Source organism: Microvirga sp. HBU67558 (assembly GCF_018069605.1).
GTDB lineage: Bacteria > Pseudomonadota > Alphaproteobacteria > Rhizobiales > Beijerinckiaceae > Microvirga > Microvirga terrae.
In genome coordinates this window covers 68988-90573 of sequence record NZ_JAGPUP010000561.1, presented here as the reverse complement: position 1 = coordinate 90573, position 21586 = coordinate 68988, and the positions used below count along the sequence as shown (strand labels likewise).

At 65.3% G+C, this 21586-nt stretch carries 23 protein-coding genes; 10 read left to right on the top strand and 13 right to left on the bottom strand.

Annotation, left to right across the window (positions count from 1 at the left end):
• Window positions 1-91: 91 nt before the first annotated feature.
• On the top strand, window positions 92-1498 hold the full coding sequence (locus KBI52_RS29880) for a sodium:proton antiporter (RefSeq protein ID WP_210812611.1): 1407 nt from the start codon (window positions 92-94) through the stop codon (window positions 1496-1498).
• Window positions 1499-1522: 24 nt separating this feature from the next.
• On the opposite strand, the gene KBI52_RS29875 is transcribed toward KBI52_RS29880, so the two are convergent.
• The 4 genes from KBI52_RS29875 to KBI52_RS29860 are packed head-to-tail and all read right to left on the bottom strand — an operon-like array spanning window position 1523 to window position 5546.
• Window positions 1523-2263 carry a hypothetical protein gene (locus KBI52_RS29875; protein WP_210812610.1) on the bottom strand — a complete coding sequence of 247 codons (741 nt, stop codon included), beginning with the start codon at window positions 2261-2263 and terminating at the stop codon, window positions 1523-1525.
• A 22-nt stretch (window positions 2264-2285) separates the two neighbouring features.
• A complete protein-coding gene (locus KBI52_RS29870) occupies window positions 2286-2633 on the bottom strand; it encodes an ArsC family reductase (protein WP_173950420.1) in 348 nt (115 codons plus the stop codon).
• A 4-nt stretch (window positions 2634-2637) separates the two neighbouring features.
• Window positions 2638-4194, bottom strand: coding sequence for a glutamine-hydrolyzing GMP synthase (gene guaA, locus KBI52_RS29865; RefSeq protein ID WP_210812609.1), 1557 nt, complete (start codon window positions 4192-4194; stop codon window positions 2638-2640).
• Between the two features lie 53 nt (window positions 4195-4247).
• A complete protein-coding gene (locus KBI52_RS29860; RefSeq protein ID WP_210812608.1) occupies window positions 4248-5546 on the bottom strand; it encodes an RsmB/NOP family class I SAM-dependent RNA methyltransferase in 1299 nt (432 codons plus the stop codon).
• 122 nt (window positions 5547-5668) lie between these two features.
• Here KBI52_RS29860 and KBI52_RS29855 point away from each other — a divergent pair, with 122 nt between their 5' ends.
• Window positions 5669-5818 (top strand): hypothetical protein, encoded by a 150-nt coding sequence (locus KBI52_RS29855; RefSeq protein WP_173950417.1) that lies wholly within the window; start codon window positions 5669-5671, stop codon window positions 5816-5818.
• 43 nt (window positions 5819-5861) lie between these two features.
• Here the strand turns inward: KBI52_RS29855 and KBI52_RS29850 are convergent, their stop codons facing one another.
• Window positions 5862-6293, bottom strand: a complete 432-nt coding sequence (locus KBI52_RS29850) for an MAPEG family protein (protein ID WP_173950416.1) — start codon at window positions 6291-6293, stop codon at window positions 5862-5864.
• 21 nt (window positions 6294-6314) lie between these two features.
• Window positions 6315-7808 (bottom strand): IMP dehydrogenase, encoded by a 1494-nt coding sequence (gene guaB, locus KBI52_RS29845; RefSeq protein ID WP_173950415.1) that lies wholly within the window; start codon window positions 7806-7808, stop codon window positions 6315-6317.
• A 175-nt stretch (window positions 7809-7983) separates the two neighbouring features.
• Between guaB and KBI52_RS29840 the strand changes: the two genes are divergently transcribed.
• On the top strand, window positions 7984-9420 hold the full coding sequence (locus tag KBI52_RS29840) for a DHA2 family efflux MFS transporter permease subunit (protein WP_210812607.1): 1437 nt from the start codon (window positions 7984-7986) through the stop codon (window positions 9418-9420).
• Window positions 9421-9483: 63 nt separating this feature from the next.
• Window positions 9484-10341: a dienelactone hydrolase family protein gene (locus KBI52_RS29835; protein ID WP_173950413.1), complete on the top strand. Its 858-nt coding sequence runs from the start codon at window positions 9484-9486 to the stop codon at window positions 10339-10341.
• Window positions 10342-10484: 143 nt separating this feature from the next.
• Here the strand turns inward: KBI52_RS29835 and KBI52_RS29830 are convergent, their stop codons facing one another.
• The 5 genes from KBI52_RS29830 to efp form a co-directional block, all read right to left on the bottom strand.
• Entirely contained in the window at window positions 10485-11420 is a 936-nt protein-coding gene (locus tag KBI52_RS29830) for a Gfo/Idh/MocA family protein (RefSeq protein ID WP_173950412.1), read from the bottom strand.
• Between the two features lie 41 nt (window positions 11421-11461).
• Window positions 11462-12160, bottom strand: coding sequence for an RlmE family RNA methyltransferase (locus KBI52_RS29825; protein ID WP_173950411.1), 699 nt, complete (start codon window positions 12158-12160; stop codon window positions 11462-11464).
• Entirely contained in the window at window positions 12157-13272 is a 1116-nt protein-coding gene (locus KBI52_RS29820; protein WP_371823228.1) for a Ppx/GppA phosphatase family protein, read from the bottom strand. Before KBI52_RS29820 ends, KBI52_RS29825 begins: the two co-directional genes overlap by 4 nt.
• Window positions 13273-13387: 115 nt before the next feature.
• Entirely contained in the window at window positions 13388-14572 is a 1185-nt protein-coding gene (locus KBI52_RS29815; RefSeq protein WP_173950410.1) for an aminotransferase, read from the bottom strand.
• A gap of 138 nt (window positions 14573-14710) precedes the next feature.
• On the bottom strand, window positions 14711-15313 hold the full coding sequence (gene efp, locus KBI52_RS29810) for an elongation factor P (RefSeq protein ID WP_173950409.1): 603 nt from the start codon (window positions 15311-15313) through the stop codon (window positions 14711-14713).
• 105 nt (window positions 15314-15418) lie between these two features.
• Between efp and epmA the strand changes: the two genes are divergently transcribed.
• From epmA to KBI52_RS29790, 4 genes are all read left to right on the top strand, one after another.
• Window positions 15419-16483 carry an EF-P lysine aminoacylase EpmA gene (gene epmA / locus KBI52_RS29805; protein WP_210812606.1) on the top strand — a complete coding sequence of 355 codons (1065 nt, stop codon included), beginning with the start codon at window positions 15419-15421 and terminating at the stop codon, window positions 16481-16483.
• Window positions 16480-17529 carry a lysine-2,3-aminomutase-like protein gene (locus KBI52_RS29800; RefSeq protein WP_173950407.1) on the top strand — a complete coding sequence of 350 codons (1050 nt, stop codon included), beginning with the start codon at window positions 16480-16482 and terminating at the stop codon, window positions 17527-17529. The genes epmA and KBI52_RS29800 overlap by 4 nt, the downstream gene beginning before the upstream one ends.
• A gap of 113 nt (window positions 17530-17642) precedes the next feature.
• Window positions 17643-18023: an SPW repeat protein gene (locus KBI52_RS29795; RefSeq protein ID WP_210812605.1), complete on the top strand. Its 381-nt coding sequence runs from the start codon at window positions 17643-17645 to the stop codon at window positions 18021-18023.
• A 98-nt stretch (window positions 18024-18121) separates the two neighbouring features.
• Window positions 18122-18484: a hypothetical protein gene (locus tag KBI52_RS29790; protein ID WP_173950405.1), complete on the top strand. Its 363-nt coding sequence runs from the start codon at window positions 18122-18124 to the stop codon at window positions 18482-18484.
• Between the two features lie 70 nt (window positions 18485-18554).
• Here KBI52_RS29790 and arfB read toward each other — a convergent pair whose 3' ends face one another.
• A complete protein-coding gene (gene arfB / locus KBI52_RS29785; RefSeq protein WP_173950404.1) occupies window positions 18555-18977 on the bottom strand; it encodes an alternative ribosome rescue aminoacyl-tRNA hydrolase ArfB in 423 nt (140 codons plus the stop codon).
• A 159-nt stretch (window positions 18978-19136) separates the two neighbouring features.
• Here arfB and KBI52_RS29780 point away from each other — a divergent pair, with 159 nt between their 5' ends.
• On the top strand, window positions 19137-20063 hold the full coding sequence (locus KBI52_RS29780; RefSeq protein ID WP_210812604.1) for an AEC family transporter: 927 nt from the start codon (window positions 19137-19139) through the stop codon (window positions 20061-20063).
• Between the two features lie 94 nt (window positions 20064-20157).
• The gene (locus KBI52_RS29775) at window positions 20158-20400 is read left to right on the top strand and encodes a hypothetical protein (protein ID WP_210812603.1); all 243 of its coding nucleotides are present in this window, start codon (window positions 20158-20160) and stop codon (window positions 20398-20400) included.
• Here the strand turns inward: KBI52_RS29775 and dprA are convergent.
• Entirely contained in the window at window positions 20397-21584 is a 1188-nt protein-coding gene (gene dprA, locus KBI52_RS29770; RefSeq protein WP_210812602.1) for a DNA-processing protein DprA, read from the bottom strand. The two genes, KBI52_RS29775 and dprA, sit on opposite strands and share 4 nt — an antisense overlap.
• Window positions 21585-21586 lie beyond the last annotated feature (2 nt).

Genomic DNA, 21586 nt, shown 5'->3' with positions numbered 1-21586 from the left:
CGTTGCGGACCGTTCGCCCGTCCCATAAAACCACGGCGCGGCCGAGAAGAAACACGCCGGTCCAAGCGGCGCTTGAGGGGAAACCGAGGATATGCTTCGCACCACGAGCCTGGCGCTGACCGGCGTGTTCACCCTCCTGCCACAGGCGGCCTTTGCGGCCGAGTTCAACGGGGCGAGCCTCGGCTTCGCCTGGGCACTGCCTTTCGCCGGCATCCTTCTCTCCATCGCGCTGTTTCCGCTTCTCGCACCCCATGTCTGGGAACACCACCAAGGCAAGATCGCTGCCGCCTGGGGCCTCCTGGTGCTGATCCCCATGGGGATGGTCTTCGGGCCCACGGCGGCAATCCACGCCCTCGCCCACACGGCCCTGCTCGAGTACATTCCCTTCATCCTCCTCCTGCTGGCGCTGTTCACGGTCGCGGGCGGCATTCTCGTGCGCGGCAACATCCACGGGGCACCGGGCACCAACACGATGCTCCTGGGCCTTGGCACCGTTCTGGCGAGCTTCATCGGCACGACCGGCGCCTCCATGGTGATGATCCGCCCGATCATGCGCGCCAACGACGACCGACGGCACAACGTCCACGTGATCGTGTTCTTCATCTTCCTGGTGTCGAACATCGGCGGCTCGCTCACGCCGCTCGGCGACCCGCCGCTGTTCCTGGGTTTCCTGCGCGGGGTCGACTTCTTCTGGACCACCAGGCACCTGCTGCCGGAGACCCTGTTCGCCAGCCTCTTCCTCCTCGCCCTGTTCTTCGTGATCGATCTCGTGGTCTATCGAAAGGAAGGCCGCGTCCGCCCCGATCCGACGCCGGACAATCCCGTACGGGTCACGGGCGGCATCAACTTCCTCCTGATTTTCATTATCATTGCGGCGATCCTGATGAGCGCCACCGCCGACCTCGGCCGCACGACCGTGCTCGGCGTGGAGATCGAGTTCGCCAATGCCCTGCGCGACCTCATCATGGTCGTCGTGACGGTCATCTCCCTGAAGACGACGTCGAAGGCGAACCGGATCGAGAACGGCTTCTCCTGGGGGCCGATCCTGGAGGTGGCAAAGCTCTTCGCCGGCATCTTCATCGCGATCATTCCGGTGCTCGCCATGCTCAAGGCCGGCGCGAATGGGGCTTTCGCACCACTCGTCGCGCTCGTGACCAACCCGGACGGCAGCGCCAACAACGCTGCTTATTTCTGGCTGTCCGGCGGACTCTCTTCGTTCCTGGACAATGCCCCGACCTATCTGGTGTTCTTCGAACTGGCCGGCGGCGATCCCCAGCGGCTCATGACCACTGGGGCGCTGACGCTCTCGGCAATCTCGGCCGGTGCGGTGTTCATGGGCGCGAACTCCTATATCGGTAATGCGCCCAACTTCATGGTCTATGCGATCGCCCGAGAAGGCGGGGTAAAGATGCCAAGCTTCTTCGGTTATCTGCTCTGGTCGGGCGCCATCCTGATTCCGACTTTCCTGCTCCTGACGCTGCTGTTCTTCAGGGGGTGAGCATCGCCGGTGTGGGCCGCTCGGCTACTGCCGCCGGTAGATCCCCGTGAAGGTGACGTTGTGGCCGCCGCACATGGCGTTGTCCCTCACGAGCAGGTAGGAGCCGAGACGGAGAAGCTGGACCCGGCAATCCGCTTCGTCGGCTTCGTCGTATGGCAGGGGGCCGTCCTCTCCCATGCCGAAGGAGAGGATCGGGCCGCGCACCGGCGCCTCCCCGTCGAGTTCACCGATATTGACGGCGCCGCGCGCGACTCGGCCGGGATCGGACGCTCCCCAGGTGGCATTACCCTTGATCGTCAGCGTCCCTTGCGCGCCTGATCCGATCGCGATCGTCTGCTCGGGTCCGCTCTGCCATGTTCCAAGCCAGCCCTGTGGCGCTGCGACGGGTTCCCCCGGCACGACCGACACCGCAGCGCGCGGCAGCCAGCCGTCGGTCACGGCGCCGTTCCGGCCGGCATAGCTGGCGCACAGAAAATCGCCGTTGCCGCCCGAGATCACCACCTCGTCGCCGGGAACGAGGTAGGGCTTGTCCCTGCAGGCGGCGCTGCTGCTGGGGCAGCCCTTCTGAAACACGTCACGCTTCACGAAATTCACTCGCGGCGCGAGAGTGTTGATCCGCCCGAGGTAGACGTCCCGGTTCGCCTCGAGGTCCTTGAGATCGTAGCCGAAGTGGAAACATCCGGCGCTCTCGGCCAGGGCAGGACCGGCCCAGGCGGCCCCTAGAAGCACGGCCGCCGCGATCCTCTTCCCGCGCCTTCGGATCATGACACCTCCCTCAGGAACGCCGCTACCCGATCTGTTCCGCGTAGAGTTCCGGCTTGAAGCCGACGACGACCCGCCCGCCATGGTCGAGCACCGGGCGCTTGATCATCGATGGCTGGTCGAGCATGAGCGCGATCGCCTTGGTCCGTTCGAGGTTCGCCTTGTCGGACTCCGGGAGCTTGCGGAACGTGGTGCCGGCCCGGTTGAGAAGCGACTCCCAGCCCACCTGGGACACCCAGGATTCGAGCCGTGCCCGGTCGATGCCTTCCGCCTTGTAGTCGTGGAAGGCGTAAGGCAAGCCTCTGCCCTCGAGCCAAGCGCGCGCCTTCTTCACCGTGTCGCAGTTCCTGATGCCGTAAAGGGTCGTCGCCATCGGCTCACTCCCACTCGATGGTGCCGGGCGGCTTCGAGGTGATGTCGTAGGTGACGCGGTTGATGCCCTTTACCTCGTTGATGATCCGGGTCGCGACCCGGCCGAGGAAGCCCATGTCGAACGGGTAGAAATCCGCCGTCATGCCGTCGATGGATGTGACGGCGCGCAGCGCGCAGACGTGGTCATAGGTACGCGCATCACCCATGACACCCACGGTCTTCACCGGCAGCAGCACCGCGAAGGCTTGCCAGATCTGGTCGTAGAGGCCGGCATTGCGGATTTCTTCGAGATAGATCGCATCGGCCTTGCGCAGGATGTCGAGCTTCTCACGGGTGATCTCGCCGGGAACCCGGATGGCAAGGCCCGGACCCGGGAACGGGTGCCGGCCCACGAAGGCGTCGGGCAGGCCGAGCTCGCGGCCGAGCACCCTCACCTCGTCCTTGAACAGTTCGCGCAGCGGCTCCACGAGCTTCATCTTCATGCGCTCGGGCAGGCCGCCGACATTGTGGTGGCTCTTGATCGTGACCGAGGGGCCGCCGGTGAAGGATACGCTCTCGATCACGTCCGGGTAGAGCGTGCCCTGCGCCAGGAAGTCGGCTCCCCCGATCTTCTTCGCCTCCTCGTCGAACACGTCGATGAAGAGCCGGCCGATGGTCTTGCGCTTGACCTCGGGGTCCGACACACCTTCCAGGGCTCCGATGAAGAGATCCTGTGCCTGCACGTGGACGAGCGGGATGTTGTAGTGGTCGCGGAAGAGCGTCACCACCTGCTCGGCTTCCGACGCGCGCAGCAGGCCGTGATCGACGAATACGCAGGTGAGCTGGTCGCCGATGGCCTCGTGGATCAGCACCGCCGCGACGGCGGAATCGACGCCCCCGGACAGGCCGCAGATTACCCGGCCGGTGCCGACCTGCGCCCGGATGCGCTCAATGGCTTCCTCGCGGAAAGCCTTCATGGTCCAGTCGCCCTTGCAGCCCGCGATGTCGCGCACGAAGTTGCGGATGAGCTGGGCTCCCTGGGGCGTATGCACCACCTCGGGATGGAACTGGACGCCGTAGAACCTGTGCCCCTCGTCGGCCACAACCGCGAAAGGTGCGTTCTCGGAGGCCGCCAGGACCTCGAAGCCTTCGGGAAGCTTGGTGACCCGGTCGCCGTGGCTCATCCAGACAGGATATTTCTTGCCGACCTGCCACACACCCTGGAACAGCGGGCTCTCGGTGAGCACCTCGACCTCGGCGCGGCCGAATTCTGAATGGTGCCCGCTCTCGACCTCGCCGCCGAGCTGCGCCGCCATGGTCTGCTGGCCATAGCAGATGCCGAAAACCGGAAGGTCGGTGTCGAACAGCTCCTGAGGGGCCCGGGGCGACATGTCCGACGTGACCGATTCCGGTCCGCCCGAGAGGATCACGCCCTTCGGCTTCATGGTCCGGATCGCCTCGGCGGCCTTCTGGAACGGCACCACCTCCGAGTAGACACCATCCTCGCGCACGCGCCGTGCGATGAGCTGGGTCACCTGGGAGCCGAAATCGACGATGAGGATCTTGTCGTGGGTCTGGGTCATGGCGGGTTCTTACGGCTTTCCGGGTCGTGACGACAATTCAAATATGAGGCTTTTCATGGGTTTCGCACCAGGATCGCAGCATAGAAGCCGTCCGTCCCGGTCCTGAGCGGCGTCAGCTGGAGCCCATGGGCGGTCGCGCGCACGGCCTTCTCGATATGGCCGAGCCGCGAGGCGTCCAGGATCTTGGTCAGCGGCAGAGGCGTGAACCCGTCGTGGCGCTCCATGAACGCCGCCAGGGCATCGTCGTTCTCCTCCGGCAGGATCGAGCAGGTGATGTAGACGATGCGTCCGCCGGGCCTGACGAGCCGTGCCGCCCGGTCGAGGACCGCTTCCTGCTCCTTGCGCCGCACATCCAGGCTGCCGGGGCGCAGGCGCCATTTGGCATCGGGGTTGCGCCGCCAAGTGCCGACGCCTGTGCAGGGCGCGTCCACCACCACGCAGTCGATCTTCCCGTCGAGATCGGTCACCGCATCGGCCTTGGGTCGCGGGGTACGGACCTGCACGTTGCGGACACCCGCACGGGCGAGCCGGTCGTGGATCGGCGCGAGACGGCGGGCATCGTTGTCGGTGGCGTAGATCTGGCCGTGGTTCTCCATCATGGCCGCGAGCGCCAGGGTCTTGCCGCCGCCACCGGCGCAGAGATCGACCACCTGCTCGCCGGGCTTGACTCCTGCGAGCAGCGCGACGAGTTGCGAGCCCTCGTCCTGGATCTCGATCCAGCCCTTCAGGAACTCCGGTTCGGACTGCACGGCGGGGCCGCGCCCGTCCTCGCCCGGTGCGATGCGCAGGCCCAGGGGCGAGAGCGGGGTCTCGACGGCGCCGAGATGCGGGAGGGCGTCGTGCGCCTCCTCCCGGGAGGAGACCTTCAAGGTGTTCACCCGCAGATCGAGTGGGGCCCGGGCGGTGAGCGCCCTCATCTCGGATATGAGGTCCTCCCCGAACACGCGCTGCAGCGAGAGCTCGATCCAGTCCGGGAAGTCGCCCGCCACAGCGGCCGGCGCACCGCCGAGGTCGGCGCTTTCGAGTCTGACGCTCTCATCGGCGGTCAAGGGTTCGGGGGCGAAACGCTCGCCGGAACACAGAGCCGCCACGGCCGCGGGATCAAGGCCGCGCTGAAGCCTCAACATGCCGAGGACGATGGCCCGGGGCGTCGTCTCTCCCATGATCCAAGCCGCGGAGGCCTTCCGGCGCAAGGCATCGTAGACGAGGCTCGCGATGGCGGCCCGGTCCTTGGAGCCGGCGAAGCGATGGGACAGGCCCCAATCCTTGAGGGCGTCCGTAGCCGGCCGGCGACGGGCCTCGATATCGGCCAGAACCTCGATGGCGGCGGAGATGCGGGCGGCTGGTGTCATCGAAAGAGCACATCCAAGCTTGGCCGTATAAACGACACATTGTTACCTATTTTTCGTCTCCATCGAGAGTAGATGGTGAGGATGCGTGCATTCCGCACGATTCCTATTTGGAGCCACTCTCGATGTTGACCCGACTGACCCGCGGCCTGATCGCCGCCGGCCTGACCCTGACGATCGCCGCCTGCGCAACGGCCCCGGCCGCCGATCTCACCCCGCCTCCCGCCAAGGCGATGGACGCCAAGACCCAGCTCGAGAGCGGCCGGAAGTACTGATACGATCAGCGGGATGGGCGTTGCGCCCATCCCGTCCGCTCGTTCAAATGCCGGCTTCCGCCGCGAAGATGCGGATGCCGAAGATGACCCACATGGCGGCGAGGATCAGCACGCCGACTACGAAGGCCATGAACCGATGGGAGAGTTTGTTCGACGTCGTGTGGATGGCCGCGTGAACCAGACGGCTCGTCACGAACATCCAGGACATGACCACGAACAGCATGTCGGCCTTGCGGGTGATGAGCGCCAGCGTCACCAGCACGTAGAACAGGACCGGAAGCTCGAACTGGTTGTGATACGAGTTCTGGATCTGCAGGATACGGCTCGGCCAGTTGCGCTCGCCCAGAGCGATGTCCTTCACCTGCACCTCCCCGGAGCGCAGATGCCCGACCCGGGACCGTCCGAGCCAAAGAAGGAGCAGGAAGGTGAGCCCGACCTGGACGAGGACGGGCAGGATGACGGAACTGATGCTCATGGACACTCACTCGACTGAAGCTTAGCTGCGAGTCGGGTAATTAGGGCTTTCCCGCGTAATCGTCACGTCGTGAACGTGGCTCTCGCGCAAGCCCGCGCTCGTGATGCGGATGAAGCGGGCCTTCTCCTGGAACTCCGGCAGGGTCGCGGCCCCGACATAGCCCATGGAAGCGCGCAGGCCGCCGGTAAGCTGGTGCAGCACCGCCGAGACCGGGCCCTTGTAGGCCACCTGGCCCTCGATGCCCTCCGGAACGAGCTTGAGGGTATCGCGCACTTCGGCCTGGAAGTAGCGGTCCGCTGAGCCGCGGGCCATGGCTCCGACCGACCCCATGCCGCGGTAGGACTTGTAGGAGCGGCCCTGGTAGAGGAACACCTCGCCGGGGGTCTCGTCTGTGCCGGCGAGCAGCGAGCCAACCATGGCGCAGGAGGCGCCGGCTGCGAGCGCCTTGGCGAGGTCGCCCGAGAACTTGATGCCGCCGTCGGCGATCACCGGAACATCCGCCTGGGACGCCGCCTCGACCGCCTCCATGATGGCAGTGAGCTGGGGCACACCGACGCCCGCCACGATCCGGGTGGTGCAGATGGAGCCAGGCCCGATGCCGACCTTGATCGCATCGGCGCCGGCGTCGATCAGGGCCTGGGCCCCTTCCCGCGTCGCGACGTTTCCGGCCACGACCTGGACGGCGTTGGAAAGCTTCTTCACGCGGGTGACGCTCTCCAGCACCTTGACGGAATGGCCGTGAGCGGTGTCGACCACGACCACGTCGCAACCCGCATCGATGAGGCGCTCGGCCCGCTCGAAGCCCTGCTCGCCGGTCGTGGTGGCGGCGGCCACGAGGAGACGGCCCTGCGCGTCCTTGGCGGCGTTCGGATAGGCGACCTGCTTCTCAATGTCCTTCACGGTGATGAGGCCGATGCAGCGGTAATGATCGTCGACGACCAGGAGCTTCTCGATGCGGAACTGGTGCAGGAGGCGGCGCGCCTCATCCTGGCTCACGCCCTCGCGAACGGTGATCAGGCGGTCCTTGGTCATCAGCTCGGAGATCGGCTGGCCAGGGTTGTTGGCGAAACGCACGTCTCGGTTGGTCAGGATGCCGACGAGCTTCCCCTTGGTCCCGTTCGGTCCGCGCTCGACCACCGGGATGCCCGAGATGCCGTGATGCTTCATCATCGCGAGGGCATCGGCCAGCGTCTCGTCCGGGTGGATCGTGATCGGGTTCATCACCATGCCCGACTCGTAGCGCTTGACCAGGCGGACCTGCTCGGCCTGGGCTTCCGGCTCCAGGTTGCGGTGGATTACGCCGAGGCCGCCGTTTTGGGCCATGGCGATGGCCATGCGGGCTTCCGTGACCGTGTCCATGGCGGACGCGATGATCGGCATGTTCAGGCGGATGGTCCGGGTCAGCCGGGTCGCCACGTCCACGTCGCCGGGCAGGACTTCGGAGCGGCCTGGCCGGAGGAGTACGTCATCGAAGGTCAGTCCTTCGATGAACTTATCGGCGAATACAGAGGCCATGACCAACTCCTTCAAGGGTGCGGATATGAGAGAATAACGCTTTGGCGAGTTGGCACGGGTCCGTAGCACGGGCTTGTCAATTCGCAAAGGGTCGAAGAGGCGCTTCCCCCGTAGACCTGCTCTGCGCCTTTTTGCCCTTTGCAACGGGGTTGCCGGACGCTAAGTCCTGCGAGTCATGCGTCCGTCCCGCCTTCTCCCGCTGATCATCGCGACCGCCCTGTTCATGGAGAACACGGATTCGACCGTCATCTCCACGTCGCTGCCGATGATCGCGCAGAGCCTGGGGACGGACCCGATCGCCCTCAAGCTCGCTCTGACCTCCTATCTGGTGAGCCTTGCGATCTTCATCCCAATCTCCGGCTGGATGGCCGACAAGTACGGGGCCCGGACGATCTTCACCGCGGCCATCGGGGTGTTCATGGCGGGCTCTCTTGCCTGCGCGGGCGCCAATTCCTTGGAATGGTTCGTGATCGCCCGGTTCGTCCAGGGGGCCGGCGGCGCCATGATGGTTCCCGTGGGGCGCCTCGTTCTGCTGCGCAGCGTCGCCCGTAGCGAGGTGGTTCAGGCGCTCGCGACCCTGACGATCCCAGCCCTCGTCGGCCCCATCGTGGGCCCGCCGCTCGGCGGCTTCATCACCACCTATTTCGACTGGCGGTGGATCTTCTTCATCAACATCCCGATCGGCATCCTCGGCATCGTCCTGGCCACGATCTACGTGCCGAACATCAAGGAGGAGGACACGCCGCCGCTCGACGTGATCGGCTTCCTGCTCTCAGGCTTCGGGTTCGCCCTGCTCATGCTCGGCTTCGCCTCGGGCGGCCGGCATCTCATTCCGGCCGAAATCTCGACCGGCTGTGTGGTGATCGGCGCGATCTGCCTCGTCCTCTACGTCGTCCACGCCAAGCGCACCCCGTACCCGGTGCTGCATCTCGGCCTCCTGAAGATCCCGACCTTCCGCATCAGCGTGGTCGGCGGGTTCCTGTTCCGGGTCGGCATCGGGGCGATCCCGTTCCTGCTGCCGCTGATGCTCCAGGTGGGCTTCGGCCTCAGCCCCCTGGCATCCGGATCGCTCACCTTCATCGCGGCGGTCGGCGCCCTGTTCATGAAGACCATGGCGAAACGCATCCTGGAGCGGACGGGATTTCGCCGGCTTCTGATCATCAACGCCTTCATCGGGGCGGCTTTCGTCGCCGCCAACGGCTTCTTCACGCCGGAGACGCCGCACTGGCTGATCATGATCATCCTGCTGGTCGGCGGCTGCTTCCGGTCGCTCCAGTTCACCAGCCTCAACGCCATCGGGTATGCGGAGATCTCCAACCGGGAGATGAGCTATGCCACGAGCCTGTCCAGCGCCCTCCAGCAGGTTTCGCTGAGCATCGGCGTCGCATTCGGGGCCTTCGTGCTGGAGACGGCGGCCAGCCTCGACGGTGACGCTACGATCACGGCGGCCGATTTCGGCCCGGCGTTCTGGGCCGTCGCGACCGTGTCGGCTCTAGCCGGCTTCGTCTTCATCGGCCTCGCGCCGACGGCCGGCGCCGAGATGTCGGGACACAGGATTGTGAAGGAAAAACCTGCCTCCACTGGCCTCGGTGACGGTATGTCGGGACGCTAGGCCGCGCTACCTTCCGGCTGGGAATAAACGCACCGGCCCAATCCGGTGCTTCGGGAGGCCCGCATGGATCAACGCATCATCGATCTCTACGACGACTTCACGCATGGCGGCATGAACCGCCGCAACTTTCTCGACAAGCTCGCAGCGCTGGCCGGCAGCACCGCCGCCGCGACGACCCTCCTGTCGGTCCTGCAGAGCAATTACGCGAAGGCCCAGACCGTCGAGGAGAGCGATCCGCGGATCACCACGGAGACCGTGGATATCCCCGGCGTTCCAGGGCTGAAGGGCTATCTTGTCAGGCCGAAGGACAGTGCGGGCAAGCTGCCGACCGTGATCGTCATCCATGAGAACCGCGGCCTCAACCCTCACATCAAGGACGTGACCCGTCGCGTCGCCACCCAGGGCTTCGTGGCGCTCGGCCTCGACTATCTGTCGCCCATGGGCGGAACGCCGGCCGACGAGGACAAGGGCCGCGAGATGATCGGCCAGTTGAAGCAGCCGGACGTGATCGCCTCCGGAAAGGCGGCGGTCGCGTACCTGAAAGGACGTCCGGACGGCAATGGCAAGGTCGGAGCCATCGGCTTCTGCTGGGGCGGCGGCGCGGTGAACAACCTGGCGGTGAACGAGCCGAACCTCAATGCGGGCGTTGCCTATTACGGCGGGCAGCCCAAGGCGGAGGACGTGCCGAAGATCAATGCCGGCATGATGCTGCATTACGGCGGGATGGACGAGCGCATTAATGCCGGCATCCCGGCCTACGAGGCAGCCCTGAAGCAGGCGGGCAAGACCTACGAGATCTACGTCTACGAGGGCGCCAACCACGCCTTCAACAACGACACCGGCGCTGCCCGCTACAACAAGGAGGCCGCCGATCTTGCCTGGAGCCGGACGATCGGGTTCCTGAAGAAGACTTTGGCTTGAGGGGTGCCGCGGCAGCGTCGGCTCGGATTGGGCGGTTCCCTGCCTCGTCACCACCGGCCTCGTGCCGGTGATCCCGTTACGGGAGGGCGCAACGCTTCTCCCATCGGGATGGCCGGGACAGGCCCGGCCATGACGGCGTGGAGTTAATCCTGGAACGGCTCGACCTGAACCCGCCTGCCGATCATAAAGGCGTCGCCCACGAGGCGGAACGGAGCGTCGTCGACCTCGGACTGGCGGGCGTTCAGCAATTCGTCGAAGCGACGGTAGATTCCTTGGTATTCCGCGGACTCCTCCTGCACCACCTGCCGGCCGCCGATTTCCAGGCAGCTGCCGCCATGGCTGAGTTTGAGGTTCAGGCCCGCTTCCGTCTCGACCTCGATGTCCCAGGTCTGCGGCCCGGTCTGGCGCCAGTCGAACACCGCCTGCAGGTCGCCTTGTCCGTGGCTCATGGAGAACGTCAGATGGGCGGCGATCGGCGCATCGCGGTTGGCAGGAAATTCGAGTTCCGATGCCTTGATGAAGACCGGCTCGGGCATGATGCGGGTGACGATGGAGAGCGCGTTGATCCCGGGATCGAACACGCCGAAGCCGCCCGCCTGCCAGATCCATTGCTGGCCCGGATGCCAGTGCCGCACGTCCTCCTTCCAGGTCACCAGAAGGCGCTTGATCGTCCAGCCGGCGAGCGCCTTCTTGGCCTCCTCGACGGCTTTGTTGTACTGGGCGTGCCAAGTGGTGAACACGACCTTCCCCACCTTGGCGGCGAGCTCCTTGAGATCCTCGAGCTCGCTCAAGGTGGCGGCCGGCGGTTTTTCGAGCAGCACGCTCTTGCCGGCGAGAAGCGCCTCGCGGGCGATCTGGTGTCGGACCTGAGGCGGCGTGCAGATCGACACCGCCTCCACCTCGGGGATCTTCAGGAGGTCCCGGTAATCCTGAAAGCTGTATTTCGCCTCGTCCGGCTGCAGCCCGCGCTGGCTCGCAACCGCCAGGAGTTCGAAGTCCGGGTTGGCCTTGATGACCGGCAGATGCTGATCCTGCGCGATCTTGCCGAGGCCGATGATGCCGATCTGGTGCGCTGCCATGGTCGTGTCCTTTGCAAAATCAGGCCTCGTGGCGAGCCCCGTCAGGCGCCCGGTGTCTCGTCGGCCCGCCCCCGGAAACCGGTCGCCATCACGTAGAGTTCCGCCGAGTCGGCTCGGCTCGCCGCCGGCTTCACGTGGCGCACCACGGCGAAGTCGCGCTTGAGATCGGCCAGCAGCTGGTTCTCGGTGCCCCCCTGGAACACCTTGGCCACGAAGGCGCCGCCCGGCGCCAGGATCTCGCGGGCGAAATAGATCGCGGCCTCCGCCAGGCCGATGATGCGCAGGTGATCGGTCTTCTTGTGGCCGGTTGTATTGGCCGCCATGTCGGACATGACGATGTCGGCCGGACCGCCGAGCATCTCGATCAGCCGGCCGGGAGCGCTCTCGTCCAGGAAGTCGAGCTGGATGAACTCGACCCCCGGCATGGGATCGATCGGCAGGAGATCGATGCCGACCACCTTGCCCTTCGGGCCGACCTTCGTGGCGGCGATCTGCGACCAGCCGCCGGGCGCGGCACCAAGGTCGACGATCCGCTGACCGGGCTTGAGGAGATGATACTTCTCGTCGATCTCCAGCAGCTTGAAGGCCGCGCGCGAGCGATAACCTTCGCGCTTGGCGCGCGCGACATAAGGGTCGTTGAGCTGGCGTTCGAGCCACTTCTGAGACGAGAGCGTCCGCTTGTGGGCGGTTTTTACGCGCTGCTTGAGATTGCGGGCCCCGGATCCCGTTTTCGCGCTCACCGCTGGCCCCCTCGCCACACGAAATCCTCTCGCATCATCTTCATCAGGATTCCTTCGCGCAATCCGCGATCCGCAATGCGCAGGCGCTCCGACGGGAAAGCCCGGCGGATTGCTTCCAATATGGCGCAGCCCGCGAGAACCAGATCGGCGCGCTCCTTGCCGATGCAGGGATTCTCTGCCCGCTGCGTAAAATCCGAATGCAGCAAACGCTGCATCACTGTCGAGATCTCGCCGTTGCGCATCCACATTCCGTCCACGCGGCGCCGGTCGTAGCGCGCGAGTCCCAAATGAATGCCCCCGACCGTGGTGACGGTTCCCGAGGTCCCGAGAAGATGGAAATTGCGGGCCCGTCCCGCCTGTGCTGCCACAAGGGCGAAATCGAGCAGAAGGTCGGACACCTCCTCGACCATTCCCTCGAAGGTCTCGGGCGTGACATCGATGCCGCCCCAGCGCTCGGCCAGGGTCACCACGCCCACGGGGAGCGAGTCCCAGGCGCGGATCCGCTTGCAGGGATCGGCGAAGGCGTGCGGCGCCTGCCCGTCGAGCCAGGCGATTTCCGTCGACCCACCACCGATGTCGAAGATGATGACGGAATGCGCCTTGGGATCGACCAGGGATGCGCATCCGGTCACGGCCAGATAGGCTTCGGTCTTGCGATCGACGATCTCGAGCTCCAGGTCGAGTTCGTCGCGCACACGGCCGATGAAGGACGGCCCGTTCTCGGCGAGACGACAGGCCTCCGTGGCGACAAGGCGCGTCCGCGTGACGTCCTTCGCGGCCATCTTCTCACGGCACACGCGCAGGGCGTCGATCGTGCGGGCAATCGCGTCATCACTCAGGCGGTTGCCGAGGCCGAGACCTTCGCCGAGCCGGACGATGCGGGAGAACGCGTCGACGACCCGAAAGCCGAAATGTGCAGGTTCCGCAATGAGAAGGCGGCAGTTGTTCGTGCCGAGATCGAGCGCAGCATAGCTTTTGGAAGACCGCCGGCGAGGATCCGTCCGCGTCGGCGCGGGACGCTCCGCGACCAAGGAGGCGCCGTTTGCGGACCCGTTCAGCGGATCCGCATGTCGGTCTCCTGGTTCTGCTGTCGCGTCCACTTTGACGGTCAAAACGAATCCCCGGGCATCCCGATCGGACGCCGCATTTGACCAAGAGAGTAACCATCGCCGTGCGGTCCTGCCAAGGGCAAGCGCCGCAGATTGTACCCTACCTCTTCCGGGACGGTCAGAGCCGGAACCCCTTGAAGCGCTCCGTGAGCCCCTTCAAGACATCGGCCCCGACATTGGCGATGGCAACGCGCAGATGCTCTTCCTGCCCGGGCCCGAAATAACTCCCCGGCAGGCACAAAACCCCTCTCTCCGTCGCGAGCTTCTCCGCAACCTGCTGGGCCTTGGCCTGCGGGAACGGGTGGCGCAGATAGGCGAAATAAGCTCCCACCGAGTCGATCGTCCATTCCGGCAGTGGAGCGAGCGCCTCCTGAAAAACCTGTGCACGCCGGTTGATCTCGGCCCGGTTGTCCTCGCGCCAGTCGTGCAAGGCGTCGATGGCCCAGGGCAGTGCAGCCTGGGCGGTTCGAGGTGCACAGATCTGGATGCAGTCGAGGATCTTGGCGATCTGCTCGATGAGCGCCGCATCGGCCGTGACGGCTCCGGTGCGGTGCCCCGGGATCGCGTAGGATTTCGAGAAGGAATAGAGCTGAACAACCGTTTTGCGCCATTCCTCGCCAATGAACAGACCGTGCGCCCGGTTCATGCCCTGCGGCAGGAAGTCCCGGTAAGTCTCGTCGATCACGAGATAAATGCCACGTCTGGCGCAGAGCTGAGCGAAGGCCTCGATCACGTGGGCGGGATAGACGGCCCCTGTGGGATTGTTGGGGGTGACGAGAACGATGGCCCGGACTTTCTCGTCGATCAGAGGTTCCGCATCTTCCACGCGGGGCACGAACCCATGGTCCGCCCGGCACGGCAGCGGGCGCGGCTCGATGCCGAGCATGTCGAGGGTCATCTGGTGGTTGAAGTACCAGGGCGTCGGCAGCAATACCGCTTCGCCGCGATGCGCGAGCAGCATCATGGCGGCGAAGAACGCCATGTTGCAGCCGGCGGTCACCGCCGTGTCCTCGGGCCCGATCCGGCCCTCGTACAAGCGGGACAGATCCGCCGCGTAGGCCTGACGCAGATCCGCATCCCCATTGATCGGACCATATTGCGAGCCTGCCGCAGAGCCCGCGGCAGCGCCCATCCGGGCGAGCAGATCGGCATGGGGCGGGTTGCCCGGAACGGCCTGCGAGAGGTTGATCAGCGGGCCGAGGGAGCCGTCATAGCGCTTGGTCCAGGCCTGAGCTTCGGGAATCGGAGGAGAGCCGACATCGGCAACAAGAGGGTTGATGGGGTTCGCGAGACCGCGCGTCATGAAACCATCCGCTTCCGACATAAGAGAAAAGGGCAGGACGTCCGGCGAGCCTTCCACCGAAACCTCCTGCCCTTCAAGACCTGATTGTTCCGTCGGCCCTCGAGGCCGGCACAAGACCGGTGACGAGGGCTCGGGCCGTCAGTCCTTCGCACGCTCCACGTAGGAGCCGTCTTCCGTCATGATCACGACGCGGGTGCCGGCCGTGATGTGGGGCGGCACCAGGGTGCGCACGCCGTTAGACAGCATGGCGGGCTTGTAGGACGACGACGCGGTCTGGCCTTTCACCACCGGCTCCGTGTCGGTGATCTCGAGGGTGACGCGGGCCGGCAGTTCGATGGCGATTGCCACGCCGTTATGGGTCGAGAGCATCACGGCCATGCCTTCCTGAAGATAGGCCTTCTGGTCGCCGATGATGTCCTCGGGCACGGTCACCTGGTCGTAGGTTTCCGGGTTCATGAAATGGAAGCCCTCGCCGTCCTCGTAGAGGAAGGTGTGCTCGCGGTCTTCCACGAAGGCACGCTCGACCTGCTCGGTGGTACGGTAGCGCTCGGACACCTTCACGCCGTCGGAGATGCGGCGCATGTCGAGCTGGGTGACCGGCGTACCCTTGCCGGGGTGGATGTTCTGAGCGGTGAGAACCACATAGAGCCTGCCGTCCATGTCGACGACGTTGCCTTTGCGGAGCGTTGAGGCGATGACCTTCACGGGAAGCTTTCCTTGTGACAGATAGGGGCGCGTCATGAGGGTCGGGTCGCCGAGCCTTCAGGAGCACCGAAAACGGTTTTCCGAGCCGCAGTAGCCTATCTTCGCGCAAATCGCCAGTCCGACCTTGATGAGCCCTTTGGAATGGATCGACCCGTACCTTCCCCCTCCCCCTGGTGGACGCCCCACGTCCATGCGGACCGCCGGCCCTTCCTTTTGAGCAGGAACCGGATCCAGGCTGGGCTCCGGGCGTTCTTCGCCTCACGGGACTTCGTGGAGGTCGATACGGCCACGCTCCAGACCTCTCCTGGCAACGAGGCGCATCTTCACGCCTTCGCCACGGAGGCCGTCGGGCTCGACGGCTCGCGGGCCCCCCTTTACCTGCATACCTCGCCGGAATTCGCCTGCAAGAAGCTCCTGGCGGCCGGCGAGACCCGCATCGCCTGCTTCGCCCATGTCTACCGCAATCGGGAGCGCGGCCCCCTGCACCACCCCGAATTCACCATGCTCGAATGGTACCGTGCGGGCGAGAGCTATGAGGCTCTCATGCGAGACTGCGCCGAGATCCTGCGTCTGGCAGCGGAAACCGCCGGCACCCGCAGCCTCGCTTGGCGGGGCCGCGAGACGGATCCGTTCAAGGAGCCGGAGCGCCTGAGCGTGGCCGAGGCGTTCGACCGCTTTGCCGGAATCGACCTCCTCGCCTCCATCGACCCGCAGGGCGCGACGGATCGGGACCATCTGGCCGCAAGCCTGGAGGCGGCGCGAATCCGGGTGGCCGAGGACGACACCTGGTCGGACCTGTTCAGTCGCGTCATCGTGGAACGGGTGGAACCCAATCTCGGCCTCGGTCGCGCCACGATCCTGGACGAGTACCCGGTCGCGGAAGCGGCCCTCGCCCGGCCGACTGCCCGCGACCCGCGAGTGGCGGAGCGATTCGAGCTCTATGCCTGCGGGGTCGAGCTCGCCAACGCCTTCGGCGAGCTCACGGATGCAGCCGAACAGCGGCGGCGCTTCGAGGCCGAAATGGCGGAAAAGACGCGGATTTACGGGGAAAACTATCCGGTGGACGAAGATTTCCTGGCGGCACTGGCCCGGATGCCCGAGGCGAGCGGCATCGCGCTCGGCTTCGACCGCCTTGTGATGCTCGCCACCGGCGCCGCGCGCATCGACCAGGTGCTCTGGGCACCCGTGCCGGAGCCAAGCCAATGAACGCGATCCGCCCCATCCGTACCCCTGTCGAACTCAGCGAGGCGGGCCTGGTCGGGCCCGAAGAGCGCGCGGGGATCGAAGCCGTGGCCGAGCGCTACGCGGTCGCGATCAGCCCCGCCATGGCAAGACTGATCGACCGGAACGATCCGAATGACCCGATCGCCCGTCAGTTCGTGCCGGATGCAGCCGAATTGACGATCCTGCCGGAAGAGCGCGCCGATCCCATCGGCGATCTCCCGCACAGTCCCGTGGAAGGCATCGTTCACCGCTACCCGGATCGGGTCCTGCTCAAGGCCGTCCATGTCTGCCCGGTTTATTGCCGATTCTGCTTCCGCCGCGAGATGGTCGGGCCGCAGGGGCTCGGCACCCTGTCGCCGGACGCCATGGACAGAGCCTTCGCCTATATCGCCGGTCACCCGGAGATCTGGGAAGTAATCCTGACCGGGGGAGATCCGCTGGTTCTCGCGCCTCGTCGTCTCGCGGAAATCATGGAGCGGCTTGCCGCCATCGATCACGTGAAGATCGTTCGTTTCCACACCCGGGTCCCCGTGGTGGAGCCGGAGCGGATTGACGATGCCCTGATCGCGGCTCTGACGGCCAGCGGCAAGACAGCCTACGTGGCCCTTCACGCCAACCATCCGCGCGAGTTGACGGACGATGCGCGGACCGCCTGCGCGCGGCTCGTCGATTCAGGCATCGTCATGATCAGCCAGTCCGTCCTGCTGAAGGGCGTCAACGACGATCCCGACACGCTCGCGGCCCTCATGCGCGCCTTCGTGGAAACGCGGGTGAAGCCTTATTACCTGCATCATCCGGACCTTGCTCCCGGGACGAGCCACTTCCGCCTGACGATCGAGGAAGGCCGGGCTCTCGTCGCTGGTCTGCGCGGGCGGATCTCGGGATTGTGCCAGCCGACCTATATCCTCGACATTCCGGGCGGTCACGGCAAGGCGGTCATCGGTCCCGATGCGATCCGGGGCACTGAGGGCTGCTACTCGGTCTCAGACTACAGGGGCCGCGAGCACGCCTATCCGCCTGAGAAATAACATAAGTTAACTCATATACTTAGCGCAGGACATTCGGGAACATTGCCCGCCAGGCAGACTTTGACTGGTGCCCTCGCGCACCCTTACCTAGCCCTGTCGGAAGAGGATTGTTCATGCGCTTCATTCCAACCCGTATCCATGGCGCCATCGACTACCTGACCGGGCTCGCCCTGATCATGGCGCCGTTCGTGCTGGGCTTCGCCGACAACGGGCCGGCCCAATGGGTGCCGATGATCCTTGGAGCCGCCATCCTGATCACGAGCCTCATGACCGACTACGAACTGTCCTTGGGACGCCTCATCCCCATGCGGGCTCATCTGGGGGTCGATGCGGCCGGCGGCCTGCTGCTGGCCGCCTCCCCCTGGCTCTTCGGCTTCGCGGATCAGGTGCACTGGCCCCATGTCATCGTCGGACTGTTCGAGATCGCCGTCGCCCTGACGACGATCCCCGTCTCCGGCTCGGCCGAGATCGGTGTGGGCCGCGACTACGGTTGAGAACCCTTTCGACCATCGCGGGAGGACCCTGGCGGGAAAGTGCGCTAGGATCGCCTTGAAGCAGGATCATCGGAACCTGCCGGAGGCGGAGCCCGACGATGGCGAACGATGCGGTCAAGCCGGCCGAGGAGCCCCAGCGCGTCGATTCCACCTTCCGCAACGGCTCGATCACGGCGATCGGCGTGGTGGTCGGCTTCTCCCTGAGCTTCCTGAGTCGCTGGTCGGCGCTGCCGGGTGATTGGGCCAATTCAGACTTGGTATCGGTCGCGCTGATCACGATGGGCTTGGCCCTTCAGGTCAAAGCCCTGGCCGATCTGCTCCTGGTGTCGTCGCTCCAGCTCAAGCGGTACAACCGCTCGGTTCGGTTCTTCCTCACAGGGCTCAGCCTCGTCGGCCTGGGCGTGGTGCTCGCTGTCTTCGCCGACCTCCTCGGGTTCGGCGGCATCGTCCTTCAGGGATGACGCCGAGCACACCATACCCGCCCAGCGGGCCGCATCAGCGAAAAGTCGGTCCATTTTTCGGTCTGCTGCTCTAGTCGAAGCCCGGCTTGCCGCTGCGCCCTTTCTTGATCTCGGACCGCCGCCCTTTCGCCTCGAGCCTGCGCTTCTTCGAGGCCAGGGTCGGACGGGTGGGCCGGCGCGGCTTGGGGCGCTCCGTTGCCTGCCGGATCAGTTCGACCAGGCGCGCGAGTGCATCCTCACGGTTGCGGTCCTGACTGCGGAAGCGCTGTGCCGTGATCACGAGAACGCCGTCATTCGTCACGCGCCTGCCGGCAAGTCGCTCCAGCTTCTCCTTTACGAAATCCGGCAGCGAAGGGGAGTTACGGACATCGAATCGCAACTGGACGGCCGTCTCGACCTTGTTGACGTTCTGGCCTCCTGGTCCTGAGGCGCGAATGAAGCTCTCCTGAAGCTCCGCCTCGTCGAGGGCGATGGAATTCGTCACCTGGATCATCAAAGGCCTCGGTCCGGACGGATTTAAGACAAGTGGAGCATCAGAGCGTAATTCCAATGCAAGCTTATCCGGCGCTTGTCGATGGGCTCGGGACGTCTTAAGCGCCTCATACACCCCGCTTTTCCGGATCATATGATCCGGCCTCTCCCGTGGCTCTCCATGTCCGCCATCCTCGCCAGCCTGATCCCCACCTTCCTGATCATCGCGACCGGATGGCTCTGCCGGGCGACGAGTTTCGTCAGCGAGCAGCACTGGTCTGGTCTCGAGCGGGTCACCTATGTGATCTTTTTCCCGGCCCTTATCATCGATACCCTCTCCCGGGCCGATCTGACCTCGGTGCCCGTCCTCGGCGTCGGCGGTGCGTTGATCGGCGCCATTCTGACCATGGCCGTGCTGGTGCTCGGGTTGCGGCCCATCCTCGAACGCAGACTCAAGATCGACGGACCGAGCTTCACGTCGATCTTCCAGGGAGCAACCCGCTGGAACACCTTCGTCGGGCTGGCGGTCGCCGGAAGCCTCTATGGCCAGCGGGGGATCGCCCTGATCGCCGTCGCCATCGCGGCCATGGTGCCGCTCCTCAACCTGCTGGCCTTCTACGTCTTCATCCGCTTCGCCGGCAGGCCCAAGCAAAGTCCATGGGACATTCTCCGCTCGTTCGTGACCAATCCGTTCATCTGGTCCTGCGCCATCGGCCTATTGCTGAACGTCCTGGCGCCGCCACTGCCTAAGCCTCTGGCCGCCTACATCGACGTCATGGGACGCGCGGCGCTCGCGGCCGGTCTGCTGATCGTCGGCGCGGGTCTTGACATCCGCAGGCTCGCCCGCCCAGGGGTCCCCCACCTGCTGACAGCCGGTCTCAAGCTCGTTCTGATGCCTGTGATGGCCGTCGCCTACGCGGGTCTCATCGGCGTGGAAGGCAACGACCTGACCGTGACGATCGTCGCAGCATCCGTACCCTCGGCCAGCGCCGCGTTCGTGCTGGCACGCCAGATGGGCGGCAATGCGGGTCTCATGGCCGAGATCCTCACCCTGCAAACCGTGTTGGCTCTGATCTCGATGCCACTTCTGATCTCAGTGTTCAGCTAATTATACAACTTGTGGCTTAACTAAATGGCCTTGTCTTATTTTTAGTTGTGCTGCTATCTAGAGGAATTGAAACAAAGAGACAGCGTCGGCATCGATGTCCAAACCTCCGCACCGATCTCTCAAAGCTCCCCTGGCGGATGAACAGCACGGGAACCGGGCAGCCGATGCGGGCCGTCTGGACACGTCGGTAATGGAGACGGCTCAGTACATTTCGGAATTCTCTGCCGTGTTGTCCTCCCTCGCTCGAGAGGCGAAGCTCGACCTTCTGGCCTACCTGCTGGACATGGCACGGTTGGAAGCCGTCCGGGCCCTCCAAGCCCCCGCCAAGGACCGTTAAGGATTGGTGATCAACGAGACCGCGTTGCCCCCGTGCCGCTCAAGGCGTCCTGCGATCTCAAGCTCCAGGAGAGCCATCTGGACGTTGCGGATCGACTGGCCGGACTGCCGGACCAGATCGTCGACCGCCACTGGCGAAGGGCCGAGGAGCGCCACAAGATCGGACTGGCGGTCAGCGGTATCCTCGTCCACCCCGGCTTCAGGCATGATCGGGCGCACGGGTGCGCGCAGGATGTCGGGAAGATCAAGTTCGTCCCAGAGCTCTTCCGAGCCGAGAATGTGGATCGGCTCCTCGGCGCTTTGATCGAGGCGGGGACCAGACGCGATCAGCGGCTCCAGGACGCTCGTCACATGCTCGACGCCGGCGCACAGGGTTGCACCGTCCCGGATCAGATCGTTGGTTCCTTCGGCGCGGGGATCGAGGGGGGAACCCGGCACGGCAAAGACCTCGCGTCCCTGCTCCAGGGCGAAGCGGGCCGTGATGAGAGAACCCGAGCGCCGCGCCGCCTCGACGACCACCACGCCGTAGGACAGACCCGACACGATCCGGTTCCGGCGCGGAAAGTCCCGTCCGCGAGGCTCCCAGTCCATGGGCATCTCGGAGAGCACAGCCCCACCCTGCTCCACGATGATCTCTACCAATTGTGCATTCTGGACCGGATAGATCCGGTCGTGCCCTCCGGCCAACACCGCGACGGTGCCGGTTGCCAAGCTCGCCTTGTGGGCCTTCGTGTCGACGCCGCGCGCCAGTCCCGACACGACAGCGTAGCCGGCTTCGCCGATTTGCCGTGCGAGGCGCTCGGCGAAAGTCAGCCCTGACGCGGACGCGTTGCGCGACCCCACGATGGCGACCGACGGTTTGGCCAGAATTTCGGCCGAACCCCGGAGGGCAATCAGCGGCGGTGCGGTGTCGATGGCCTGAAGGGTCTTCGGGTAATCGGGCTCGCCCATGGCGATGAACCGGATGCCAAGACGCGCCGCGGCGGCCATTTCTTTCTCGGCCTCAGCCCGGCTGCAGACCTTCAGCATCAGGCGTCCGCTGCGACGGGCGAGGTCGGGCAAGGCCTCCAGTGCCCCGGCAGCGCCTCCATATTGGTTGACCAGCGCCCGGAACGTGCGGGGGCCGACCTTCTCTGAGCGGATGAGGCGAAGCCAATCGAGACGCTGCTCATCCGTGAGGATCATGC